The sequence below is a fragment of the Mycobacterium sp. E2733 genome (assembly GCF_001667585.1).
Taxonomy (GTDB): Bacteria; Actinomycetota; Actinomycetes; order Mycobacteriales; family Mycobacteriaceae; genus Mycobacterium.
Genome location: NZ_LZJZ01000088.1, coordinates 13,898 through 32,199 on the forward strand (window position 1 = coordinate 13,898; position 18,302 = coordinate 32,199).

Consider the following 18,302-nt stretch of genomic DNA (forward strand, 5'->3'; position numbering starts at 1 on the left):
CCGTGGTGTGCGAGCCCCTTCCAGTAAGGACGCGGTGTCAGGCCCAGCTGGACCCGACGGCGCTGTCGGTGCTGGCCATGTTGCTGCCGGCGCTCTGCACCTTCTGCCCGTGGGCGTTGGCCTGCTCGTAGATCACCTGGAAGTTGCGACCCAACTGGGTGATGAACTCCTGGCAGGCCACCGAACCCGCACCGCCCCAGAAGTCACCCGCAGCAAGCACATCGCGAATGATGGCCTGGTGCTCAGCCTCCAGAGACGCGGCTTGGGCGCGGATCAAGGCGCCGTGGGCGTCGACATCGCCGAACTGGTAGTTAATGGTCATTGTTTAGCTCCTTAAAGTGTTGGAAGACAGAGGGTTTCGGCTGCTAGCTGCCCAGGATCTGCTGTGAGGCCTGCTCTTGCTGCTCGTAGTTGTTCGCGTCGCGGATCAGTCCGTCCCGCACTCCGTGGAGCATGTTGACGATGTTGCGGAAGGCCTGGTTGACCTGGCCCATGGTGTCGTACGAGGTGGCCTGCGCCTGACCGCTCCAGCCCGAGCCGGCGATGTTCATCGAGGACGCCCACATCTTGCGAGCCTCGTCTTCAACCGTCTGGGCGTGCACCTCGAAGCGGCCCGCCATCGCCCGCATTTCGTGCGGGTCAGTCATAAAACGTGTTGCCATGTTGCTTTCTCCTTATCCTTCAAGCCTTCAGGTCGAAGTATTAACAGTTCTAATTGATGCGGTGGTGGCCGCGTTATGGACAGATTACGGCCTACCGGTTAACTGATCCCCTCAAACGGGTGACATGTACCCCCTTCTTTCCCGTACCGGTACTCCCGACATCAGACGACAACTTGTTTGGGCATGACGATCGGCTTGAAGCCGTACCGCGGCCCGGAGCCGTAGGCGCCCGCGCCCTTGGCTGCCGCGGCCATCCCCGGCATGCCCGGCATCGCCGCAACCGGCTCGGCCTCGGCCGCCGCCGTCCATCCCGATCCCTCGAGGGGAGCGGTGGAGGAAGCCAACGACGCCGGGGCGGCCGCATTCCAGCCGGCCGGCACCGACAGGCCGCCGACGGCGGAGGCCTCGCCCAGGGCTGCCGACGCGCCCGCGCCCGACACCGAGCCCACCATCGTGCCCGGCACCATGCCGCCGGCCAGCGGCGTGACCGAGTCGGTGAGGGCGAACGGGATCGACGGCACGGAGCCCAGCGTGTGCCCCAGCGAGACCGCCGTCGGGATGGTGTTCATGACGAACCACGCCGCGGTGTTCACGCCGCCGTTGATGGCGTTGAAGACCGACGGCGTGCCGATGAAGTTGTCGATCGAGCCCAGAATGCCAGGGAACGTCGGCGTGACGGGGGCGGCTGCCAACGGCGCCGCGTTCGCGATGGGAGCCAGCGCCTGGACCGTGCCGCCGGTCGAATCGGCGGCAAGGGCGGCGCTGCTCGCGGCCGCGGCGGTCCCCGGGTTGGTGGTCGACGTCAGCGGCGTCACCGGCGTGAGGACCCCGGCGACCGCCGAGGCGGCCTGGTACGCGGCCATCATGGCGGCATCCTGGGCCCACATGGCCGCGTACTGCGCCTCGGTCGCCGCGATCGCGGCCGAATTGACCCCGAGGAAGTTGGTTGCGACGAGCGTGGCCAGCAACGTCCGGTTGGCCGCGATCACCGGCGGGGGCACCGTCGCGGCGAACGCCGCTTCGTAAGCGGCCGCCGAGGCCGTGGCCTGCGCACCCGCCTGCTCCAGCGTCGCCGCCGTCTCCGTCAGGTAGGCGATGATGGGCTGGGCCGCGGCCGCGGCGGCGGCCGATCCGCCTCCCGTCCATTGCTCGCTGGTCAGCAGCGAGATGATCGACTCCCACTGCGTCGCCGTTGTGCTCACCTCGGCGGCCAGGTTGGCGTACGCCGCCGCGGCGGCCATCAGCGGTCCGGCGCCGGCGCCGGCGTACATGAGCGAGGAGGTGATCTCCGGGGGAATTGCTGCAAAGTCAAGAACCATTTGTGTTTCCCGCTCCTTTTGTCTGTTGGAATTTGAGTCTTCGAGGAAATGGCCGAGGGCTAGACGGTTGCCGGTTTCGGCATGACGATCGGCTTGACGCCGTAGCGCGGAGCACCGAAGCCGGCGCTGTTGCGCGCGGCCGCGCCCATCCCCGGCATGCCCGGGATGATGGTCCCGGCGCCGGCCTGCGGCGCGGCGGAGGTCCAGCCCACCGTTTGCAGTGGTGCGGCGCTGGTGCCGACCACCGGGGTGGCCGAGCCGGCCCACGTCGGTGGCACCGACAACTTGCCGACCAAGCTGGCCTGGCCCGCCGCGGCCATCGGCATCGCGCCGACACCGCCCATTCCGCCGGCCATCGGCGCCGTCGTGTCGGCCAGGCCCGCGGCGTCGGCGGCGGAACCGGCGGCGTCGGCAGCGGAGGTGTCCAGCAGGCCGCCACCGGCCAGGCCCAGCAGGTCGGACGCGGCCGAGGCCCAGTTGCCGCCGCCGATGTTGAGAATGTTGGCACCGTTACTCGAGAGGCCGAAGAGCCCACCGAGCATCGCCGGGTTGGTCCCGTTGCCGGTGCTACCGAGGAGATAGGAAAGCCAGTCCAGCGGTGTGCCCGTAGGCGTCGCCGCAGCGGCGGCCAAAGGAGACGCGGCGCTCGACAGCGCGGCCTGGCTCGCGTTGATGGCTTCGGTGTCGCCGTAGCTGCCGGAGCTGATGCCCAGGGTTTGCGCGTAGTTTTCCAGCAACGCCTGCGCCTCGGTGGCGATCGCCTGGTATTGGGTGCCGTACGCCGAGAAGATCGCCGCCTGCTGGGCCGACACCGGGTCGGCGGCGGCCGGAGCGATCACAGTTGTCGCCGCCGCGGCGCCTGCGTTCTGCGCCGCCAGGTTGGTGTTGATCCCCGATAGCAGCTGCTCGGCAGCTAGCATCTCTTCCGTTTGCGTTGTCAGAAACGACATCTGTTGCTCCTAATGTTGGAACGAGCCGACCCCCGTGCGTCGAGTCGACCTGTGTGTTCGCGTAACGGCCCCTGTGCGTTGGCGTAACACTAACGACCCACGACTCCACCTTCCCGACCGAAAGCGCCAGCGTGACAGCCGTTTACGGCTTCTTAACGGTGAGGTCGGCAGTTTTAACACGGTCTTGCCGGACGACATAGCGGTGTCATCTGTCATCTGCCGGAAAGCAGTGGTTAAGTCGCGCGGGCGCGGATCTTAGCCGATGACCGTTCGCGCCGCATGTTGGGCATTTGGCTTATTCGAGCGGGATGCGATGTGCCGGATTCGGCGCCTGCGCGCTAGATTCGCCGCCGGGCCCCCATAGCCCAATTGGCAGAGGCAGCGGACTTAAAATCCGCCCAGTGTCGGTTCGAGTCCGACTGGGGGCACCGACGTTTTGCCCAGTAGATGGGGTTTGCTCCTTGTATTTGGGCCGGGAATCTGTGCGCGGTACGCGACGTGTACGCGAACAAGCGATGTTCTGCCGCCCGTAGCAAACCATCACGCATTGGGGTTGCGGGATGGGATTTACGGGATAAATCCCAAACCTTCCCTCTCGGAGCTAAGGTTTGGCGGATGGCACCGGCCCAGCCCGGGGCGCAGCTGCCGCACGGAGGTGGGGCGTGACTGAGGACGCGATCAGCATTGGCGGGGTCGATCTGACCGATCCGGATTCCTACCGGACCGGTCCGCCGTTGGACGCATTCCGCAAACTCCGCGAGCGTGCGCCGGTCGCCTGGCACCCTTTCCAAGACGGACCCGGGTTCCTTGCCCTGACAGGCTATGACGAAGTTGTGGCCGTGTCCCGGGACAGCGCCACGTGGTCGTCAGAAACAGACGGCGTGTACTTCGAAGCGCCTGGTCCCGATTCTCCGGCAGACATGCGCGGCGTCATGATGCTGACGATGGACCCGCCCCGGCACACCGCATTGCGCAAGCTCGTTAACAAAGGTTTCACGCCGCGACAGGTCGCGAGGCTCAACAAACGCATAGCCGAGATGGCGCGCGATCTGATCGACAACGTCATCGAGGAAGGTGAGTGCGACTTCGTCCAGGAGGTGGCCGGGGCGCTCCCATCCTATGTGATTTCAGAAATGCTTGGGATTCCGCTCGAAGACGGCTTCCGGCTCTACGAGCTCACCGAGATAACCAACGCCGGCCAAGTTCAGGATGCCCGCATCGCGGAAGCGGGGATGCAGATTTTCGCCTACGCCGCCGAACTTGCCGCCCGTAAACGTGCCGAGCCCGGCGACGACATCGCCACGTCATTGCTGCATGCCGAGATCGACGGGCGGCGTCTTACCGACATGGAGTTCAATTTCTTCTTCATCCTGCTGCTGAACGCTGGTGGCGACACCACCCGCAACCTCGTGGCCGGGGGAATGCTTGCCTTGATGGACAACCCCGAAGAGCTGGCGCAGCTGCAAACCGACGCATCAATGATGCCGACGGCGGTCGAGGAGATGCTGCGCTACATCAGTCCGGTGATGTGGTTCCTGCGCACGGCGACGAAAGATACTGAAGTGCGTGGTATTCCGGTCCCCAAAGGCGGTCGGGTGGCCATGTTCTATCCCTCGGCCAATCGAGACGAGACGAAGTTCGCACATCCCGACACGTTTGACATCACTCGTACACCGAACCCGCACCTTGCATTCGGCGGCGGCGGCACACATTACTGCCTCGGCGCGAATCTGGCCCGGGTCGAGGCCTCGGCGCTCGTGTCGGAGGTTATCGCCCGAATGAAGAACATGGAGTTGGCCGGGCCGGTCGAGCGTATGAATTCAATGTTCATAAACGGTATCCATTCGATGCCCGTGCGATTCACGGCTGCACAGCCTCTTGGTCGCCGATAGCGAAACCTGCGGCCCTTAGTCCTTGGCCGGTATGGCTACCGGGCGAGTTGTTCGCCTGCGTAGCCGTGTGCTTCGCCCTTGGGTCGGCGGTGTTGCCGGGGCGCGCCGACGCCCGGCGGGTTTCGCGGCGGGTCAACGCGCGGCGCGGGGCATGTAGATGGCGCGCTCGGTGGCCGGCCATTGAGGTGTGGCGCGATCGGCCTGCCCCCCAGCTGACCTCTGTGTTCTTTTCACAGGACTGCTCGCAGTGGAGCAGGGGCGGGTTTTGCGGTCCGCAGCGCGGCGGCTCGGGCGGTTGCGGATCGCGCCACGAGTCGGGGGAGTGCACGTACTCCGCCATGTCGACGTCTCAATCGTCGTCGGCGGGGTGTAGGCGAGGTTCTCGGTAATCTCAGCGACGACCGCCGCGCCCCAGTTCAGCGGGCATGTCCGGCATCGGCCGTGCCCGAAAGCGACGAATGGTCCGACGCGGGAGGACCTTGGCCCCTACCTCCAGTCGGACGGCAAAGCCGACAGTGAGATCACACGGGTTCGTGGCGACTGAGAGGACAAAGAAATGAATCGCGAAGTGAGCAAATTCTTCTGCGGAGCGTTCGCTGGAATCGCCTACGCGCACGCGGGCTACGCCATCGCCGCATCCGCCGGCATCATCGACGAGCCCATCTTCCTCGGTCGGAAGTGGGGCGTTGGATACATGTGGACGGAGGCCGTCGTCTATACCGCGATCAGCGCCGCCCTTGGCTACGCCGGCTGGCGTACCCAAACCGTCACCTTGCGAGAGGTAAGCGCACCGGAGCCGAACGGGCAGACCAGCCAGGGTGTAAGCGGGACGAAGGTACCTCTGTCGGCGTCGAGTTGATCGTCCCCGCAGAAGGCGCAGAAAAGGACACGGCAGCGGGCATGGACGTTCGTCTGGGGAAGTGGTGGGCGGCTGTTCTGCTCTTCGCCGCCGTGCCGCTCGCCCCGGCGTCAGCAGCTGCAGATCCGGTCGACGATGCGTTCATCGCGTCCCTGATGAACTACGGGATCGAAGTTCGCGACAGCGACACCGCGATCGCGATGGCCCACCGGGTGTGCACGGGATTCGATAACAACGCAAATGCAAGTGTTCTCGCGCTGAAGGTGAAGCGCGACACCGAGCTCACGATGAGGGAATCCAGCTACTTCGTCGGCCTTTCCGTGGCCGCCTACTGCCCGCAATACCGGGGGCAGATCGACACTTCGCTGACCTGGCTGATCCCGGGCCCCCCGCTTATGTGAACGCGACGGCATGGTGTCACCAAGCCGAAAGACGCGAGGCGCAGTAAGTTGGTCGCGACCGCCACCGCGAAGGAGCCGCGCCGAAGTGACCGACGATCCGCGGGGCGACGGCGTCTCGCGCCAATACGATCGGTGGGAGTATCCGCCCCCCGTTGCCGATCTCGCGGCCTGGACCAAGAACCACTGGGATTGGTTCGATCCTTTCTGGGCGCACCGCGTCTTGTGGCCCAACCGGGAGTACAAGCCGGACCTCGACATTCTCATCGCGGGTTGCGGCACCTTCCAGGCGGCCCAATTCGCCTTCATGAACCGCGCCGCCAAAGTGGTCGCGATCGACGTCAGCCGGTCAGCGCTCAAGCACCAGCAGTACTTGAAGGACAAGCACGGCCTGGACAACCTGGAACTGAATCTGCTTCCCATCGAAGAAGTCTCGACGCTGTCCCGCGACTTCGACCTCATCGTGTCCACGGGCGTCTTGCACCACATGGCGGACCCATTGGCCGGCCTCAAAGCGCTTGGCTTGTGCCTGCGCACCGATGGGGCGCTGGGCGTCATGCTCTACGCGAAGTACGGCCGGATGGGGGTCGACATGCTCGAATCGGCCTTCCGCGACGTCGGACTGACCCAGGACGAGGCATCGGTCCAAATGGTCAAAGAGGCGATCGCCGTGCTACCGGCGGACCACCCCGTGCGCCCCTATCTGAAGGGTGCGCGCGATCTGCTGTCCGACGGCGCCCTGGTCGACACCTTCCTGCACAGTCGCCAGCGAAGCTACACCGTCGAGGAGTGCCTGGACCTGGTCAGCTCCGCCGGACTGGCATTCCAGGGCTGGTTTCACAAATCGCCGTACTACCCGCACGACTTCGTCGCGCGGGCGAGCCAGTTCCAGGCGATGCTGAATCGACTTCCCGACATCAAACTATGGTCCGTGATGGAACGTCTGCAGCCGGCGAACGCGGCCCACTTCTTCATCGCCTGCCGCCCCGAGCGTCCGAAGGAGCATTACGCGATCGATTTCTCGATGGCCGGGGCCCTTGACTATATTCCGCTACTGCGGACCGCCTGCCTGTTGTCCGGGAACGAGATCCACTTGCCCGGCACGAAGCTGAAGCTCAATCCGGCTCAGCTGCAGTTCGTCGAGCAGGTCGATGGCCGTCGCACGATTCGGGAGATCATCGCCTCTGTGGCACAGCGCGGCGAAGTAGGCCCGGAAAACGCCGATCTGGCAAGGGAATTCGGGCGAACGCTGTTCCAGTCGTTGTGGCGTCTCGACTTTTTGGCGATGGCGTTGAACCCGAACCCGTCCGGTTAGCGGGTCACACCGTTTCGGGGCTGTCGCTGCTGTCGGCTTTTGCCGCCAGAAGGCCCTGGCGTAACGCGGCAATGGCGTGTGCGGCCCGGCTGGCCACGGCGGTATAACCTTCCAGATCCGCTGCACTCTCAGCGTTTTCGGCGAGGGTGCGGGACAGTCGCGCCGTGTCCTTCAAGTTGCGGATCGCCGCCCAGACTGCTTCTTCGAGCTCGTCGCCGTAAGCGACCAACAGCGACTGTGCCGTCCACGCATGACCGACCTGGCAGCGGTATCCGCTCTCGTTGACGGCCATCAGAGCGCCGTTGCAGCTGGGGCAGATATACCCGGTGGGCGGGCCCAAATCCTCCGCCACGACCGATGCCGCGAACTGGCTGTCCATCGCGATCTGATTCTCCAGCTCGAGTTGGCCATCGGGGTCCGTGGCCGGCTCCTCGATGTCGCGGTCAGCGAGCTGTGCAAGCAAGCTACCGATCTTCTTCGCCGCCGCCGTGTGATCGGCCACGCCGGCTTTGATGGCGTTCTTCGGCAGATCGGGAAACAGCGCGTCGGTCGGCTCCTGGACCACGGTGGCTCCTCCTTTGGCCTTGATGGCACGCAGCCCGGCCACGCCGTCGTCAAGCAGTCCCGACATCAGGACACCGACGGCGCGGGGGCCGTAGTCGAGCGCGACGGACCGGAAAAGCGCGTCGATCCCCGGTCGGCGACCGCTCTCCCACGGTCCATCCGACAGTGCCACCCGATGGTCGCGGGCAAGCAGGTGGTGGCCGGGCACGGCGGCGTATATCCGCCCGGCCTGCAGGACGGCGCCGTCTACCGCTGCGACCGCCGGCAACGGGCCGCTCCGGTTAATGATCTGCGCCAGCAGGGAAGGCCCCGCCGGGCTCAGGTGGATGACGATCATGACGGCCAACGGAAAATCCGGCGGCATCCCCGCCGCCAGTTCACATAGCGCTTCGATACCTCCTGCGGATGCGCCGATCGCCACCACGCCTTCAGCCGGTGCTGCCCTGCGCTCCATAGCTCGACCTAGCCTTGCCCTGTCCTGGCTGACAGCTCGGAGATCCCGCCACCGTCCGCAAGCGTATGGCCTCCACATTGACCCAGTTGAGCGGCGACGCCAAGGGCCATAAGCCCTCTCCTGCTCGCGGCCGCACGATCGGGAAAGCCCTTGGTGGCGCGGCGATCACAGCGGGGGAGCGGCCTCACGGTGCACGTCATGAGCCGCGGACCAAATTTTCGGCCTGCCGCCGACGGCGCGGCGAACCGCCACTCATACACTGACCAATCGTGGGCATGCTGTCTGGTCTTGCGCCGTGGATCGCGTATTGGGTGCTTGTCGGTAACGTCCCGTTCCCTGCCGCGGCGGTGGCCGGGCTGGCGATCGCGGCCATCGCGGTGGGGCTCGGGAGCGTCGCCGGAAGGCCGGAGCGGACGTTTGAAATCGGTTCTGCCGTCGTGTTTGTGGTGCTGACGGTGCTGACTTTCGCGCTCGGCCAGGTGTTCGCCCAGCGGTGGATACTGCCGCTCAGCGCCGCCGGCTTCCTTGTGGTGGCCCTGGCCGGAACGGTGGCCGGCAAGCCGTTCGTGCGTGCGTTCGCTGCCGCGGAACAACCCGCCGACGTGGTCAAGACCGAGCTCTTCGGCCGGGTCGTCAGCGTCCTGAGTTGGGTCTGGGTGGCAACGGCGGCGGGCATGACGGTGTCCTCGGCGATCCCGCCGCTCGTGCGCCGTGACACCACGATCCTGGACACCGAGACTGCGGCGTCGTACGTCTGCTACTGGCTCATTCCGTTCACCCTGTTGGGCCTGGCGGCGCTGGCGTCGCGGATCCTGCCCGAGCGGATGCTGGTCGGCATCGAGGACGTGGCGCGGGAAACGTCGTTCGTCGCTTACGACGAGGCCACCATCGACGAGCTGTACTTCCTCGCCCAGGAGCATGCGAACCGGGAGGTCGGCCCCGGCAAGGAGGCCTACAACGTGAAGGTCGGCGGCATGGGGACCCCGCTGACCGGGGATGAGTCCCGAAAGTCGTGGCCCTCGACCTACAAGGTGCGCGACAAACGGCGCTGAACGCCCACGGGTGTTCGATACGTTGGTTCGCGGACCGGCCGCATGCGCCGCCGGGTCCGGTTGCGGCCAACCACGGAGCCCCAAAGGAGTTGCGATGAATGCGCTCAGCCCAGACGCCATCCGAGCCGAAACGATCACCATCACCGGCCACGGGGGCGACGAGATCGAGGCGTACCGGGCTTGCCCAGTCGGTGAGCCGATCACCGAGGGGTCCCGCGGTGGAGTGGTGTGGATCCACCACATGCCCGGCTACGACCGCGAAACCAAGGAGTTCGTCCGGCGGCTCGCCGTCAGCGGCTACCACACCGTGGCCCCGAACCTCTATTCGCGCGAGGCCCCCGGCGCGTCGCCCGACGACGCCGCGGCGGCGGCGCGGGCCGCCGGCGGCGTGCCCGACGAGCGGTTGGTCGGCGATGTCGCGGGCGCGGTGGAGCACCTGCGCTCCCTGCCGGGCGCTAACGGGAAGTTCGGCGTCATCGGGCACTGCTCGGGTGGGCGGCACGCGTACCTGGCGGCGTGTTCGCTGCCGTTCGACGCCGCGGTGGACTGCTACGGCGCCTTCATCGTCGAGGATCCGCCGGAGGGCATGCCCAAGGTCATGAAGCCGATCCTGCAGCTGGCGCCGAACCTGAGCTGCCCGCTGCTCGGCCTGTTCGGGCTCGACGACCGCTTCCCGGCGCCGCCCGCCGTGGCCGCACTGGACGAGGAACTGACCAAGCTGAATAAGCCGCACGAGTTCTACTCCTACGAGGGCGCGGGACACTCGTTCTTCTCCGTCGATCGGCCCGCCTACCGGCCCGAGGCGGCGGTGGACGGTTGGCGGCGCATCGACGACTTCTTCGCCACCCAGCTGAAAGGTTAGGCGCCGGGCCATGTGCACTTATCTGACCGAACACGTCGGAATCGACGGCAGCGGCAAGGGCGCCACGGGGTGGTTCGGCGCCAGCCGCGCGACGGTGTACGTCGATCACCCCGTCCACGCGCCCTACGGGCACACGGTCAACATCGACGTGATCAATCCGGAACTCGGTCCGTCGGCGCGGGTGGCGCTCGAGCTCACGGAGGAGAGCGCCCTCGCCCTGGCCGAGGCCATCCGGAAGGCGATCGCCCATGCGCCCGCCGGGCTCGCGTCCAAGGATCAGACGTGACCGCCGACCGGGACTACCCGCAGATGGCCGCCACGCGCGGCAGGGTCGAGCCCGCGCCGCGCCGGGTGCGTGGCTACCTCGGGGGCGCGCTGGTCTTCGACACCACCGCCGCCCTGTATGTGTGGGAGGTCCCGTATTACCCGCAGTACTACATCCCGTTCGCCGATGTCCGTGCGGAGTTTCTGCGTGACGAAAACCATTCGCAGAAAGTTCAATTCGGTCCGTCGCGGCTGCACTCCCTGGTGGGCGCCGGTGCGACCCACCCGTCCGCCGCGCGGGTGTTCGACGCCGACGGTGGCGGTCCGGTGGCCGGGACGGTGCGATTCGAGTGGAATCCGTTGCGGTGGTTAGAGGAAGACGAACCGATCTACGGCCACCCGCGTAACCCTTATTCGCGGGTTGACGCGTTGCGCTCACACCGGCATGTTCGGGTCGAGCTGGACGGAATTATACTGGCCGACACCAGGTCTCCGGTTTTGTTGTTCGAAACCGGTTTGCCCACAAGGTATTACATTGATCCGACGGATATCGCCTTCGAGCATCTGGAGCCTAGCGCCACGCAGACGCTGTGCCCGTACAAAGGGGTGACGTCGGGGTATTGGTCGGTGCGGTCCGGCCCCCCTGATGAGCAGGCCCTGCATCCGGATCTGGCCTGGACTTACCACTACCCGTTGCCCGCGGTCGGCCAGATCGCCGGTCTGGTGGCGTTTTACAACGAAAAGCTGGACATCTTCGTCGACGGTGCGGCCCTGCCCCGGCCGCGCACCCAGTTCAGTTAGCGAACGCGGTGTGATCTTTTTCTCTTCGTGCGCCGGACCCTGAGAATTTCTTAGCCCGGACAACTCCACCCCGCTGACCGGGGACGTTAGCGGCGAATGCGAAATCCGCCGGAAGCGCGTTTGCATCGTTTTCGCTACGGGTAAGCGACTGCGATACAGCGTAATTGAGAGCCTGAGCAGAACCTGAGTGCGCGGGGGTGACGTAGCTAACGTCGTGGCATTCGAGCCGCTTCAACGCGATTTTTGGCCGGTAGACTCTCGAAACCAGTCGCGTCAGTGCCTTTCGGTGCTGAGATCCTCCTGGATCCGGAGGCCGAATTGTCGCGCAAGTCCCGGCGAGTTCGCCTCCGCGCCGACAACATAGCAAAGGCGGTGCAGCGTGAGCGGTGTAAACGACCGCAAGGCCTTACAGGACGACCGAGACGAGCCGGTGTTCGTATTCGACGGCGCCCCGGTGGTCCAGATTCCGGTCCGAAACGGTCCGATCAGCGACATCGGCGTCAGTCCCGACGGCACTCGGCTGATCGCGGCGAATCACGGCCGCGACACGGTCTCGATCATCGACACCGATGCACGTCAGCTGGTGCAGACGGTCACGGGCGTCACCGAACCATTCGCGATCGCCGTGAGCGATGGGGCCTCCCCGCGCGCCTACATCAGCACCGCGTCCCCGTCGTATGACTCGATCGACGTCGTCGACCTCACCACGAACGCGCGCATCGCGACGCATCCGCTGGCCGACAGCGTAAGCGATCTGATCGCGAGCGCCGACGGGAGGTTCGTCTACGCCAGCCGGAACGGCGCGCGTGGCGCCGACGTCGCGATCATGGACACCACCACGGACGACTTCGAGGTGATCGAACTCGCCGCCACGCCCGGAACCACCGCGGACTGCGTGCGCATCAGCCCCGACGGGCGCCACCTGTACGCCGCCACCAACGGGCCATCCGGCGGCGAACTCGTCGTCATCGAGACCGGGGCGCAATCCCACCGGCGGGCCGGTGTCGGCCCCCGCATCGTTGGCGCCTACGAGCTGGGTTTGCCGATCCGCGACGTCGCGTTGAGCGGCGACGGCGGCACGGCCTATGTGGCCAGTTGCGGCCCCGTCGTGGGCGCGGTGCTCGACGTGATCGACACCCGAGCCCACAAGATCACCGGAACCCGCAAGCTCAGCGAGGTCCCCGGCCCGCTCACCCGCTTGGCGCTCAGTCGCGACGGCCGCCGCGCCTACTTGGTCAGCGATGACCGCGTCGCGGCGGTCTGCACGCAAACCCACGACGTCCTCGGCGACATCGGGGCGGCGAAGCGCCCGTCGTGCGTGGTCGAGAGCCCGGACGGCAGATATCTCTACATCGCCGGCCATTCCGGTGTGGTGACCGTCGTGCCGATTGCCGCGGGCGGGGGATCGGCCGAGGCGTCGACCACTCGCATGCCCGCGCTCGCTCAGCGGGAACCCGCACTCGCCTAGGGTGATTGCCGACCCTGGCGGCGAACTCGGGCTTAGGGTGGATGCTGCCGGCGGGTCATCGCCGCCGGCCCGGGAGGCGGCCACGCCGCGACTCGAGGGTTGACATCAGGCGACGCTGCGCCGAGATCCAAAGGCGGTACCTCAATGGACAGCACGATGCAGGACTTTCCGTTGACGATCACCGCGATCATGCGGCACGGCTGCGGTGTGCACGGCGAGCGCACGGTCACGACCGCCACCGATGACGGCTACCGGCGCATCAGCTACCGCGAACTGGGTCACGACGCCGCTCGGCTGGCGAACGGATTGCGCCGCCTCGGCATCAGCGGGGACCAGCGGGTGGCGACGTTCATGTGGAACAACGCCGAACACCTGACCACCTACCTGGCGGTGCCGTCGATGGGCGCCGTGCTGCACACGCTCAACATCCGCCTCTTCGCCGAGCAGATCTCCTACGTCGCCAACGAGGCCGAAGACCAGGTGGTGCTGGTCGACATGTCGCTGGCCAAGCTGCTTGCCCCGGTGCTGGGTGACCTCAAGACCGTGCACACCGTGATCGTGGTGGGCGAGGGTGACGCCGCCGCGTTCGAGGGGTCGGGCAAGACCGTGCTGCGATATGCCGACGTGCTCGCGGGCGAGTCGACCGAGTTCGCCTGGCCGAAGATCGACGAGAAGTCCGCGGCCGCAATGTGCTACACGAGCGGCACCACCGGCAACCCGAAAGGCGTTGTCTACAGCCATCGTTCGAGCTACCTGCACACCATGGCGGCCTGCACCGCCAACGGCATCGGCGTGGGTTCCGTCGACAGCGTGCTGCCGATCGTGCCGATGTTCCACGCCAACGCGTGGGGCCTGCCCTATGCCGCGCTGATGGCCGGCGCCGACCTCGTCTTGCCCGACTGCCACCTTGACGCGCGTTCGCTGATTCGCATGGTGGAGGACCAGCGGCCGACCGTGGCGGGCGCGGTGCCAACCATCTGGAACGACGTCCTGCACCGGCTGGAGGAGGAACCCGACCACGACATGTCGTCGCTGCGGCTCGTGGTCTGCGGGGGCTCGGCCGTTCCGGTCTCGCTGATGCGCACCTTCGAGGAGAACCACGGCGTTCAGATCCGGCAGCTGTGGGGCATGACGGAAACCTCCCCGATGGCCACCATGGCGTGGCCGCCGCCGGGAACCCCCGAGGACCAGCACTGGGCGTTCCGCGCCACCCAGGGCCAACCGGTATGCGGCGTGGAAATGCGGATCGTCGACGACGACGGTCAGGTGCTGCCCAACGATGGTGAGGCCGTCGGCGAGGTGGAAGTCCGCGGCCCATGGATTGCCGGCTCGTACTACCTCACCGCCGACGACTCGAAGTTCGACTCCGGCTGGTTGCGCACGGGCGACGTGGGACGCGTCGACGAGCGTGGGTTCGTCACCCTGACCGACCGGGCCAAGGACGTCATCAAGTCCGGTGGCGAGTGGATCTCATCGGTCGAACTCGAGAACAGCTTGATCGGGCACCCGCACGTCGTCGAGGCCGCGGTGGTCGGCGTCCCCGACGAGCGGTGGCAGGAGCGGCCCCTCGCCGTCGTGGTGGCCAAGGAGGGCACCACGGTCAGCGCTGAGGACCTGCGAAAGTTCCTCGCGGAGAAGGTGGTTCGCTGGTGGCTGCCCGAACGGTGGGCGTTCGTCGAAGAGATTCCGCGCACCAGCGTGGGCAAGTACGACAAGAAGGCCATTCGGTCGCGTTACGCCGAACATGGCTACTGGGTGGTCGAGGCCCGCGACTGAGGGCACTGCCTCGGCGCGAGCAGACGTGAAATCGCATCGGTTCGCCCCGGATCGTGCGATTTCGTGTCTGCTCGCGAATGGGCCGAGCGCTGGGCGACCTCGCCGGGGTGTTGACCGGCTGAAGCTGGGTACCGTCGAGACCATGTGTCGACTATTCGGACTACACGCCGGGACCGACGTTTGCACCGCGACGTTCTGGTTGTTGGACGCCCCCGACAGCCTCGCCGATCAGAGCAGGAGGAACCCGGACGGCACGGGCCTGGGCGTCTTCGACGGGCGTGGCCGGCCGCAGCTGGACAAGCAACCCATGGCGGCCTGGGAGGATGCCGCCTTCGCCACCGAAGCCCACGAGTTGACCGGCACCACCTTCATCGCGCATGTGCGTTACGCGACAACCGGTGCGCTCGACGTCCACAACACCCACCCATTCCTGCAGGACGGCCGGATCTTCGCGCACAACGGCGTGCTGGAGGGGCTGGACGTTCTCGACAGAAGGCTGCGCGAGGTCGACACCGACGAATTGGTCCTCGGCGACACCGATTCCGAGCGGGTGTTCGCGCTGATCACGGCCTCGATCCGGGCGCTGAACGGTGACGTGACCGCGGGTCTGACCGATGCCATGAAATGGCTTGCGGCCAATGTGCCGATTTATGCGGTCAACGTGCTATTGAGCACGGCGACCGACATGTGGGCGCTGCGGTATCCCGAAACCCACGAACTATACGTCCTGGATCGCTCCGACGACGCCCCCACCCGGGCCCCGAAATTCGACCTGCGCACCAAGCGAATTCACGCGCGATCGGAACATCTGTGCACCCGCCCGTCGGTGGTCTTCGCCACCGAACGCATGGACGACGACCCGCGCTGGCATCTGCTCGATCCGGGTGAGCTGGTCCACGTCGACGCCGCGCTGCACGTCGACCGCAGTGTGATACTGCCCGACCTGCCCGCGCACCTGGTGCGTCGGGACGAGCTGAGCGCGGCGGTGGACGAATCGCAACACGCGCTGCCGAGCGCTCGGCGCTAGCTCAATGCCGGCCTGGCAGAGTGGGTGGGCGTGACAACCAGACGAGCGCTTGTGCTGGCCGGTGGAGGAATAGCGGGAATCGCTTGGGAGACAGGCGTTTTGCGCGGTATCGCCGATGTGTCCCCGGCGGCGGCCGGGCTGTTGCTGGATTCCGATGTCCTGGTGGGGACCTCGGCGGGCTCTGCGGTCGCCGCGCAGATCGGCAGCGGCAGCACGCTTGACGTGCTATTCGACCGGCAGGTCGCCGAATCGTCGGCCGAGATCGATTCCGGGGTCGACGTCGACACGATCACCGAAATGTTCCTGGCGGCCTTGGCGGAGCCCTTTGCGGACCCGTCGAACAAGATCCGGCAGCAGATGCAGCGAATCGGGGCCGTGGCGTTGGCGACGAAAACCGTTCCGCCGCCGGTGCGCCGCCAGGTGATCGCCCAACGCCTGCCGTCGCACCACTGGCCCGATCGAGCGCTGCGGATCACCGCGATAGACGTGGACACCGGCGAATTGGTGGTTTTCGATTGCGCATCCGGCGTTGACCTCGTCGACGCGGTGGCGGCCAGCTGCGCGGTGCCCGGGGCGTGGCCACCCGTGTCGATCGCGGGCCGGCGCTACATGGACGGCGGGATCGCCAGCTCGGTCAACCTCGGCGTGGCCGACGACTGCGACGCGGCGGTGGTGCTGGTGCCCTCGGGCGCGGACGCGCCCGCGCCGTTCGGCGACGGGCCGGCCGCGGAGATCTCCGCCTTCACCGGCGCGACGTTCGCGGTGTTCGCCGACGCGGACTCGCTGGCGGCCTTCGGGTCCAACCCGTTGGACCCCGCATGTCGCGTCGCGTCGGCACTGGCCGGACGCGACCAGGGCCGCCGCGAAGCCCCGGGCGTCGCGCGCTTCCTGGGCATCGCCGAGCCGGGCGGCTAACGTGCTGGCGCAGTGCGGGTTTCAGCCTTCGATCGCGGGCGGCGCGGTGCGGTCGTCCTCGAACGCGTCCAGGGCCTCGTCGGCCAGCGCACGGCCGACGGCGATCACCTCCGCCGCCCGGTGAAACTCCAGGCCCCGGCACGTCGAGCGCGGGATCTCGATCAACAGGTCGGGCGGGTAGACCGCCAGCGTGTGGCGCGCCAGAGCGGCCTGGGCGATGTCGATCGTCCGGTTCATCACCTCGAAGCTGCCCAGCTTCGGCACTTCGGGTGCGGCATCCGCAAGTTCACCGGCCGCATCGTCCCCGGCCGCGGGCTCCTCGACGTCCAGATCCTCCGACCAGCTGTCCGCCTCCGCGGTAGACCCGCCGAATCTGCCCAGGACGGCTCGCGCGGTGGGCCGATCGAGCAGCGACCGGGCCGCGGCGGTGTCGAGCAGCGCGGAGGTGCTGCGCACCATGCGGTTCAGCCACTCGGCGGTCACGCCGGACTCCGCGTCCCGGGCGGCGATCGCCTCGCTGCCGCTGAGGCTCACCGCGATGGTCACGTCGGCGTTGACTGCCGACAGGGGGGCCATCGGCAGCGGGTCGAGGATGCCGCCGTCGGCCAACAGCCGCCCATCTACTTCGTGCGGGGCGATCACGCCCGGTATGGCGATGGACGCGCGGATCGCCGCGTCGACCGGGCCGCGCTGGAACCACACCGACTTACCGGCCAACAGGTCGGTCGCCACCGCGGTGAAGGGGATGGGCAGTTGCTCGATGTCGACCGGGCCGAGGATGTCGCGCACCGTTTCCAGGATTTTCTCGGCCCTCATCACTCCGGCCGCGCTGATCGAGAAGTCCAGCAGCCGCAGGATGGTGCGCTGCGTCAGGGACTTCGCCCAGTCGGCGAACTCGTCGCGACGCCCGGCCGCCTCCAAACCGCCGACCAGCGCGCCCATCGACGAGCCGGCGATCCCCACGATCTCGTAGTCGCGGGCGCGCAGCGCGTCGATCACCCCGATGTGGGCGTAGCCGCGGGCGCCGCCGCTGCCCAGTGCCAACGCGACGCGCGTCGGTGACGATCGGCGGACGACTCCGCCAGGTCCGTCCGGCATCTGTTCATTTTGCGCGGCGGAGGGGTGCGGCGGCGGCCGGGTTGGCACTTTCTTCTACCCGTGAATTCAATCGCGCACGAGTTCGAAGACTAGCCGCATTCGTCGTTGGCGGCGGCGCGTGCGGCGGTGATGACGGCCGCCTGCCGGGCCGCCGTCAGGTCCGCCCAGCGGGCATTCCAGCTGCCCGCGGTGCCCGACGGCGCGGCCTGGACCATTGCCAAATAGGGCTCGAACAGGGATTCACCGGTCCTGGGCTGGGCATCCATCCACAGTTTTGCCGTGTGACAGGCCTGGTAATACTCTTCCTCGGTCGAATTCGCCGGCACGTCGACCCTGGTCGTCACGCCCGCCGGGGAGAGCCCGACGGCGCCCGGCGGTGCCGCATTCGTGCCGCCCGGTATGCCCGCCGGCCGCGCGGGCGAGGACGCGGGCTTACCGCTCGGGACGCCGGACGAACATCCGGTGGCCGCCAATAAACCGGCCGCCACCGCGAGCGTGCCCCACAGCCGGGGCCGTTGACCGCACCAGCGCATCTTCTCAATCTATGCAACACTGGCGGCCGTGATGGAGCGCTTCGGATTTTGTGAGTGTTGTCGGCCGTAACACGCCGCCGCCTGTCCGACCGT

The 18,302-nt window shown here is 67.0% G+C and carries 19 protein-coding genes and 1 tRNA gene; 13 read left to right on the top strand and 7 right to left on the bottom strand.

Features of this window, described 5'->3' with window-relative positions; genetic code table 11:
* Window positions 1-37: 37 nt before the first annotated feature.
* The 4 genes from A5678_RS16080 to A5678_RS16095 form a co-directional block, all read right to left on the bottom strand.
* The gene (locus A5678_RS16080) at window positions 38-322 is read right to left on the bottom strand and encodes a WXG100 family type VII secretion target (RefSeq protein WP_067948830.1); all 285 of its coding nucleotides are present in this window, start codon (window positions 320-322) and stop codon (window positions 38-40) included.
* 43 nt (window positions 323-365) lie between these two features.
* On the bottom strand, window positions 366-662 hold the full coding sequence (locus A5678_RS16085) for a WXG100 family type VII secretion target (RefSeq protein WP_007771418.1): 297 nt from the start codon (window positions 660-662) through the stop codon (window positions 366-368).
* A gap of 161 nt (window positions 663-823) precedes the next feature.
* Window positions 824-1,981: a PPE family protein gene (locus A5678_RS16090; RefSeq protein ID WP_068044059.1), complete on the bottom strand. Its 1,158-nt coding sequence runs from the start codon at window positions 1,979-1,981 to the stop codon at window positions 824-826.
* 59 nt (window positions 1,982-2,040) lie between these two features.
* Complete coding sequence (locus A5678_RS16095; protein ID WP_068044061.1) at window positions 2,041-2,931, bottom strand: PE domain-containing protein; 891 nt, start codon at window positions 2,929-2,931, stop codon at window positions 2,041-2,043.
* 354 nt (window positions 2,932-3,285) lie between these two features.
* Here A5678_RS16095 and A5678_RS16100 point away from each other — a divergent pair.
* From A5678_RS16100 to A5678_RS16120, 5 genes are all read left to right on the top strand, one after another.
* Window positions 3,286-3,359 (top strand) — tRNA-Leu (locus A5678_RS16100).
* A 234-nt stretch (window positions 3,360-3,593) separates the two neighbouring features.
* Window positions 3,594-4,823, top strand: coding sequence for a cytochrome P450 (locus tag A5678_RS16105; protein ID WP_068044063.1), 1,230 nt, complete (start codon window positions 3,594-3,596; stop codon window positions 4,821-4,823).
* A gap of 556 nt (window positions 4,824-5,379) precedes the next feature.
* Window positions 5,380-5,682, top strand: coding sequence for a hypothetical protein (locus A5678_RS16110; protein ID WP_197502162.1), 303 nt, complete (start codon window positions 5,380-5,382; stop codon window positions 5,680-5,682).
* Complete coding sequence (locus tag A5678_RS16115) at window positions 5,679-6,083, top strand: DUF732 domain-containing protein (protein WP_231983685.1); 405 nt, start codon at window positions 5,679-5,681, stop codon at window positions 6,081-6,083. The genes A5678_RS16110 and A5678_RS16115 overlap by 4 nt, the downstream gene beginning before the upstream one ends.
* Window positions 6,084-6,168: 85 nt before the next feature.
* Window positions 6,169-7,395, top strand: a complete 1,227-nt coding sequence (locus tag A5678_RS16120) for a methyltransferase (RefSeq protein WP_068044067.1) — start codon at window positions 6,169-6,171, stop codon at window positions 7,393-7,395.
* 4 nt (window positions 7,396-7,399) lie between these two features.
* On the opposite strand, the gene A5678_RS16125 is transcribed toward A5678_RS16120, so the two are convergent.
* Window positions 7,400-8,413, bottom strand: a complete 1,014-nt coding sequence (locus tag A5678_RS16125) for a chemotaxis protein CheB (RefSeq protein ID WP_068044069.1) — start codon at window positions 8,411-8,413, stop codon at window positions 7,400-7,402.
* Between the two features lie 269 nt (window positions 8,414-8,682).
* Between A5678_RS16125 and A5678_RS16130 the strand changes: the two genes are divergently transcribed.
* From A5678_RS16130 to A5678_RS16165, 8 genes are all read left to right on the top strand, one after another.
* Entirely contained in the window at window positions 8,683-9,465 is a 783-nt protein-coding gene (locus A5678_RS16130) for a hypothetical protein (RefSeq protein WP_068044072.1), read from the top strand.
* 94 nt (window positions 9,466-9,559) lie between these two features.
* On the top strand, window positions 9,560-10,327 hold the full coding sequence (locus A5678_RS16135; RefSeq protein WP_068044074.1) for a dienelactone hydrolase family protein: 768 nt from the start codon (window positions 9,560-9,562) through the stop codon (window positions 10,325-10,327).
* Between the two features lie 10 nt (window positions 10,328-10,337).
* Window positions 10,338-10,613, top strand: coding sequence for a DUF6295 family protein (locus A5678_RS16140; RefSeq protein ID WP_068044076.1), 276 nt, complete (start codon window positions 10,338-10,340; stop codon window positions 10,611-10,613).
* A 23-nt stretch (window positions 10,614-10,636) separates the two neighbouring features.
* Window positions 10,637-11,392: a DUF427 domain-containing protein gene (locus A5678_RS16145; RefSeq protein WP_068044101.1), complete on the top strand. Its 756-nt coding sequence runs from the start codon at window positions 10,637-10,639 to the stop codon at window positions 11,390-11,392.
* 379 nt (window positions 11,393-11,771) lie between these two features.
* Entirely contained in the window at window positions 11,772-12,860 is a 1,089-nt protein-coding gene (locus tag A5678_RS16150; protein WP_068044078.1) for a WD40 repeat domain-containing protein, read from the top strand.
* 144 nt (window positions 12,861-13,004) lie between these two features.
* Window positions 13,005-14,636: a long-chain fatty acid--CoA ligase gene (locus A5678_RS16155; protein WP_068044080.1), complete on the top strand. Its 1,632-nt coding sequence runs from the start codon at window positions 13,005-13,007 to the stop codon at window positions 14,634-14,636.
* Window positions 14,637-14,778: 142 nt separating this feature from the next.
* Window positions 14,779-15,663 carry a class II glutamine amidotransferase gene (locus tag A5678_RS16160; protein ID WP_068044081.1) on the top strand — a complete coding sequence of 295 codons (885 nt, stop codon included), beginning with the start codon at window positions 14,779-14,781 and terminating at the stop codon, window positions 15,661-15,663.
* Window positions 15,664-15,693: 30 nt separating this feature from the next.
* Complete coding sequence (locus A5678_RS16165) at window positions 15,694-16,578, top strand: patatin-like phospholipase family protein (protein WP_068044103.1); 885 nt, start codon at window positions 15,694-15,696, stop codon at window positions 16,576-16,578.
* 21 nt (window positions 16,579-16,599) lie between these two features.
* Here the strand turns inward: A5678_RS16165 and A5678_RS16170 are convergent, their stop codons facing one another.
* On the bottom strand, window positions 16,600-17,676 hold the full coding sequence (locus A5678_RS16170; RefSeq protein ID WP_068044083.1) for a patatin-like phospholipase family protein: 1,077 nt from the start codon (window positions 17,674-17,676) through the stop codon (window positions 16,600-16,602).
* A gap of 89 nt (window positions 17,677-17,765) precedes the next feature.
* Window positions 17,766-18,209, bottom strand: coding sequence for a lipoprotein LpqV (locus tag A5678_RS16175; RefSeq protein ID WP_068044085.1), 444 nt, complete (start codon window positions 18,207-18,209; stop codon window positions 17,766-17,768).
* Window positions 18,210-18,302 lie beyond the last annotated feature (93 nt).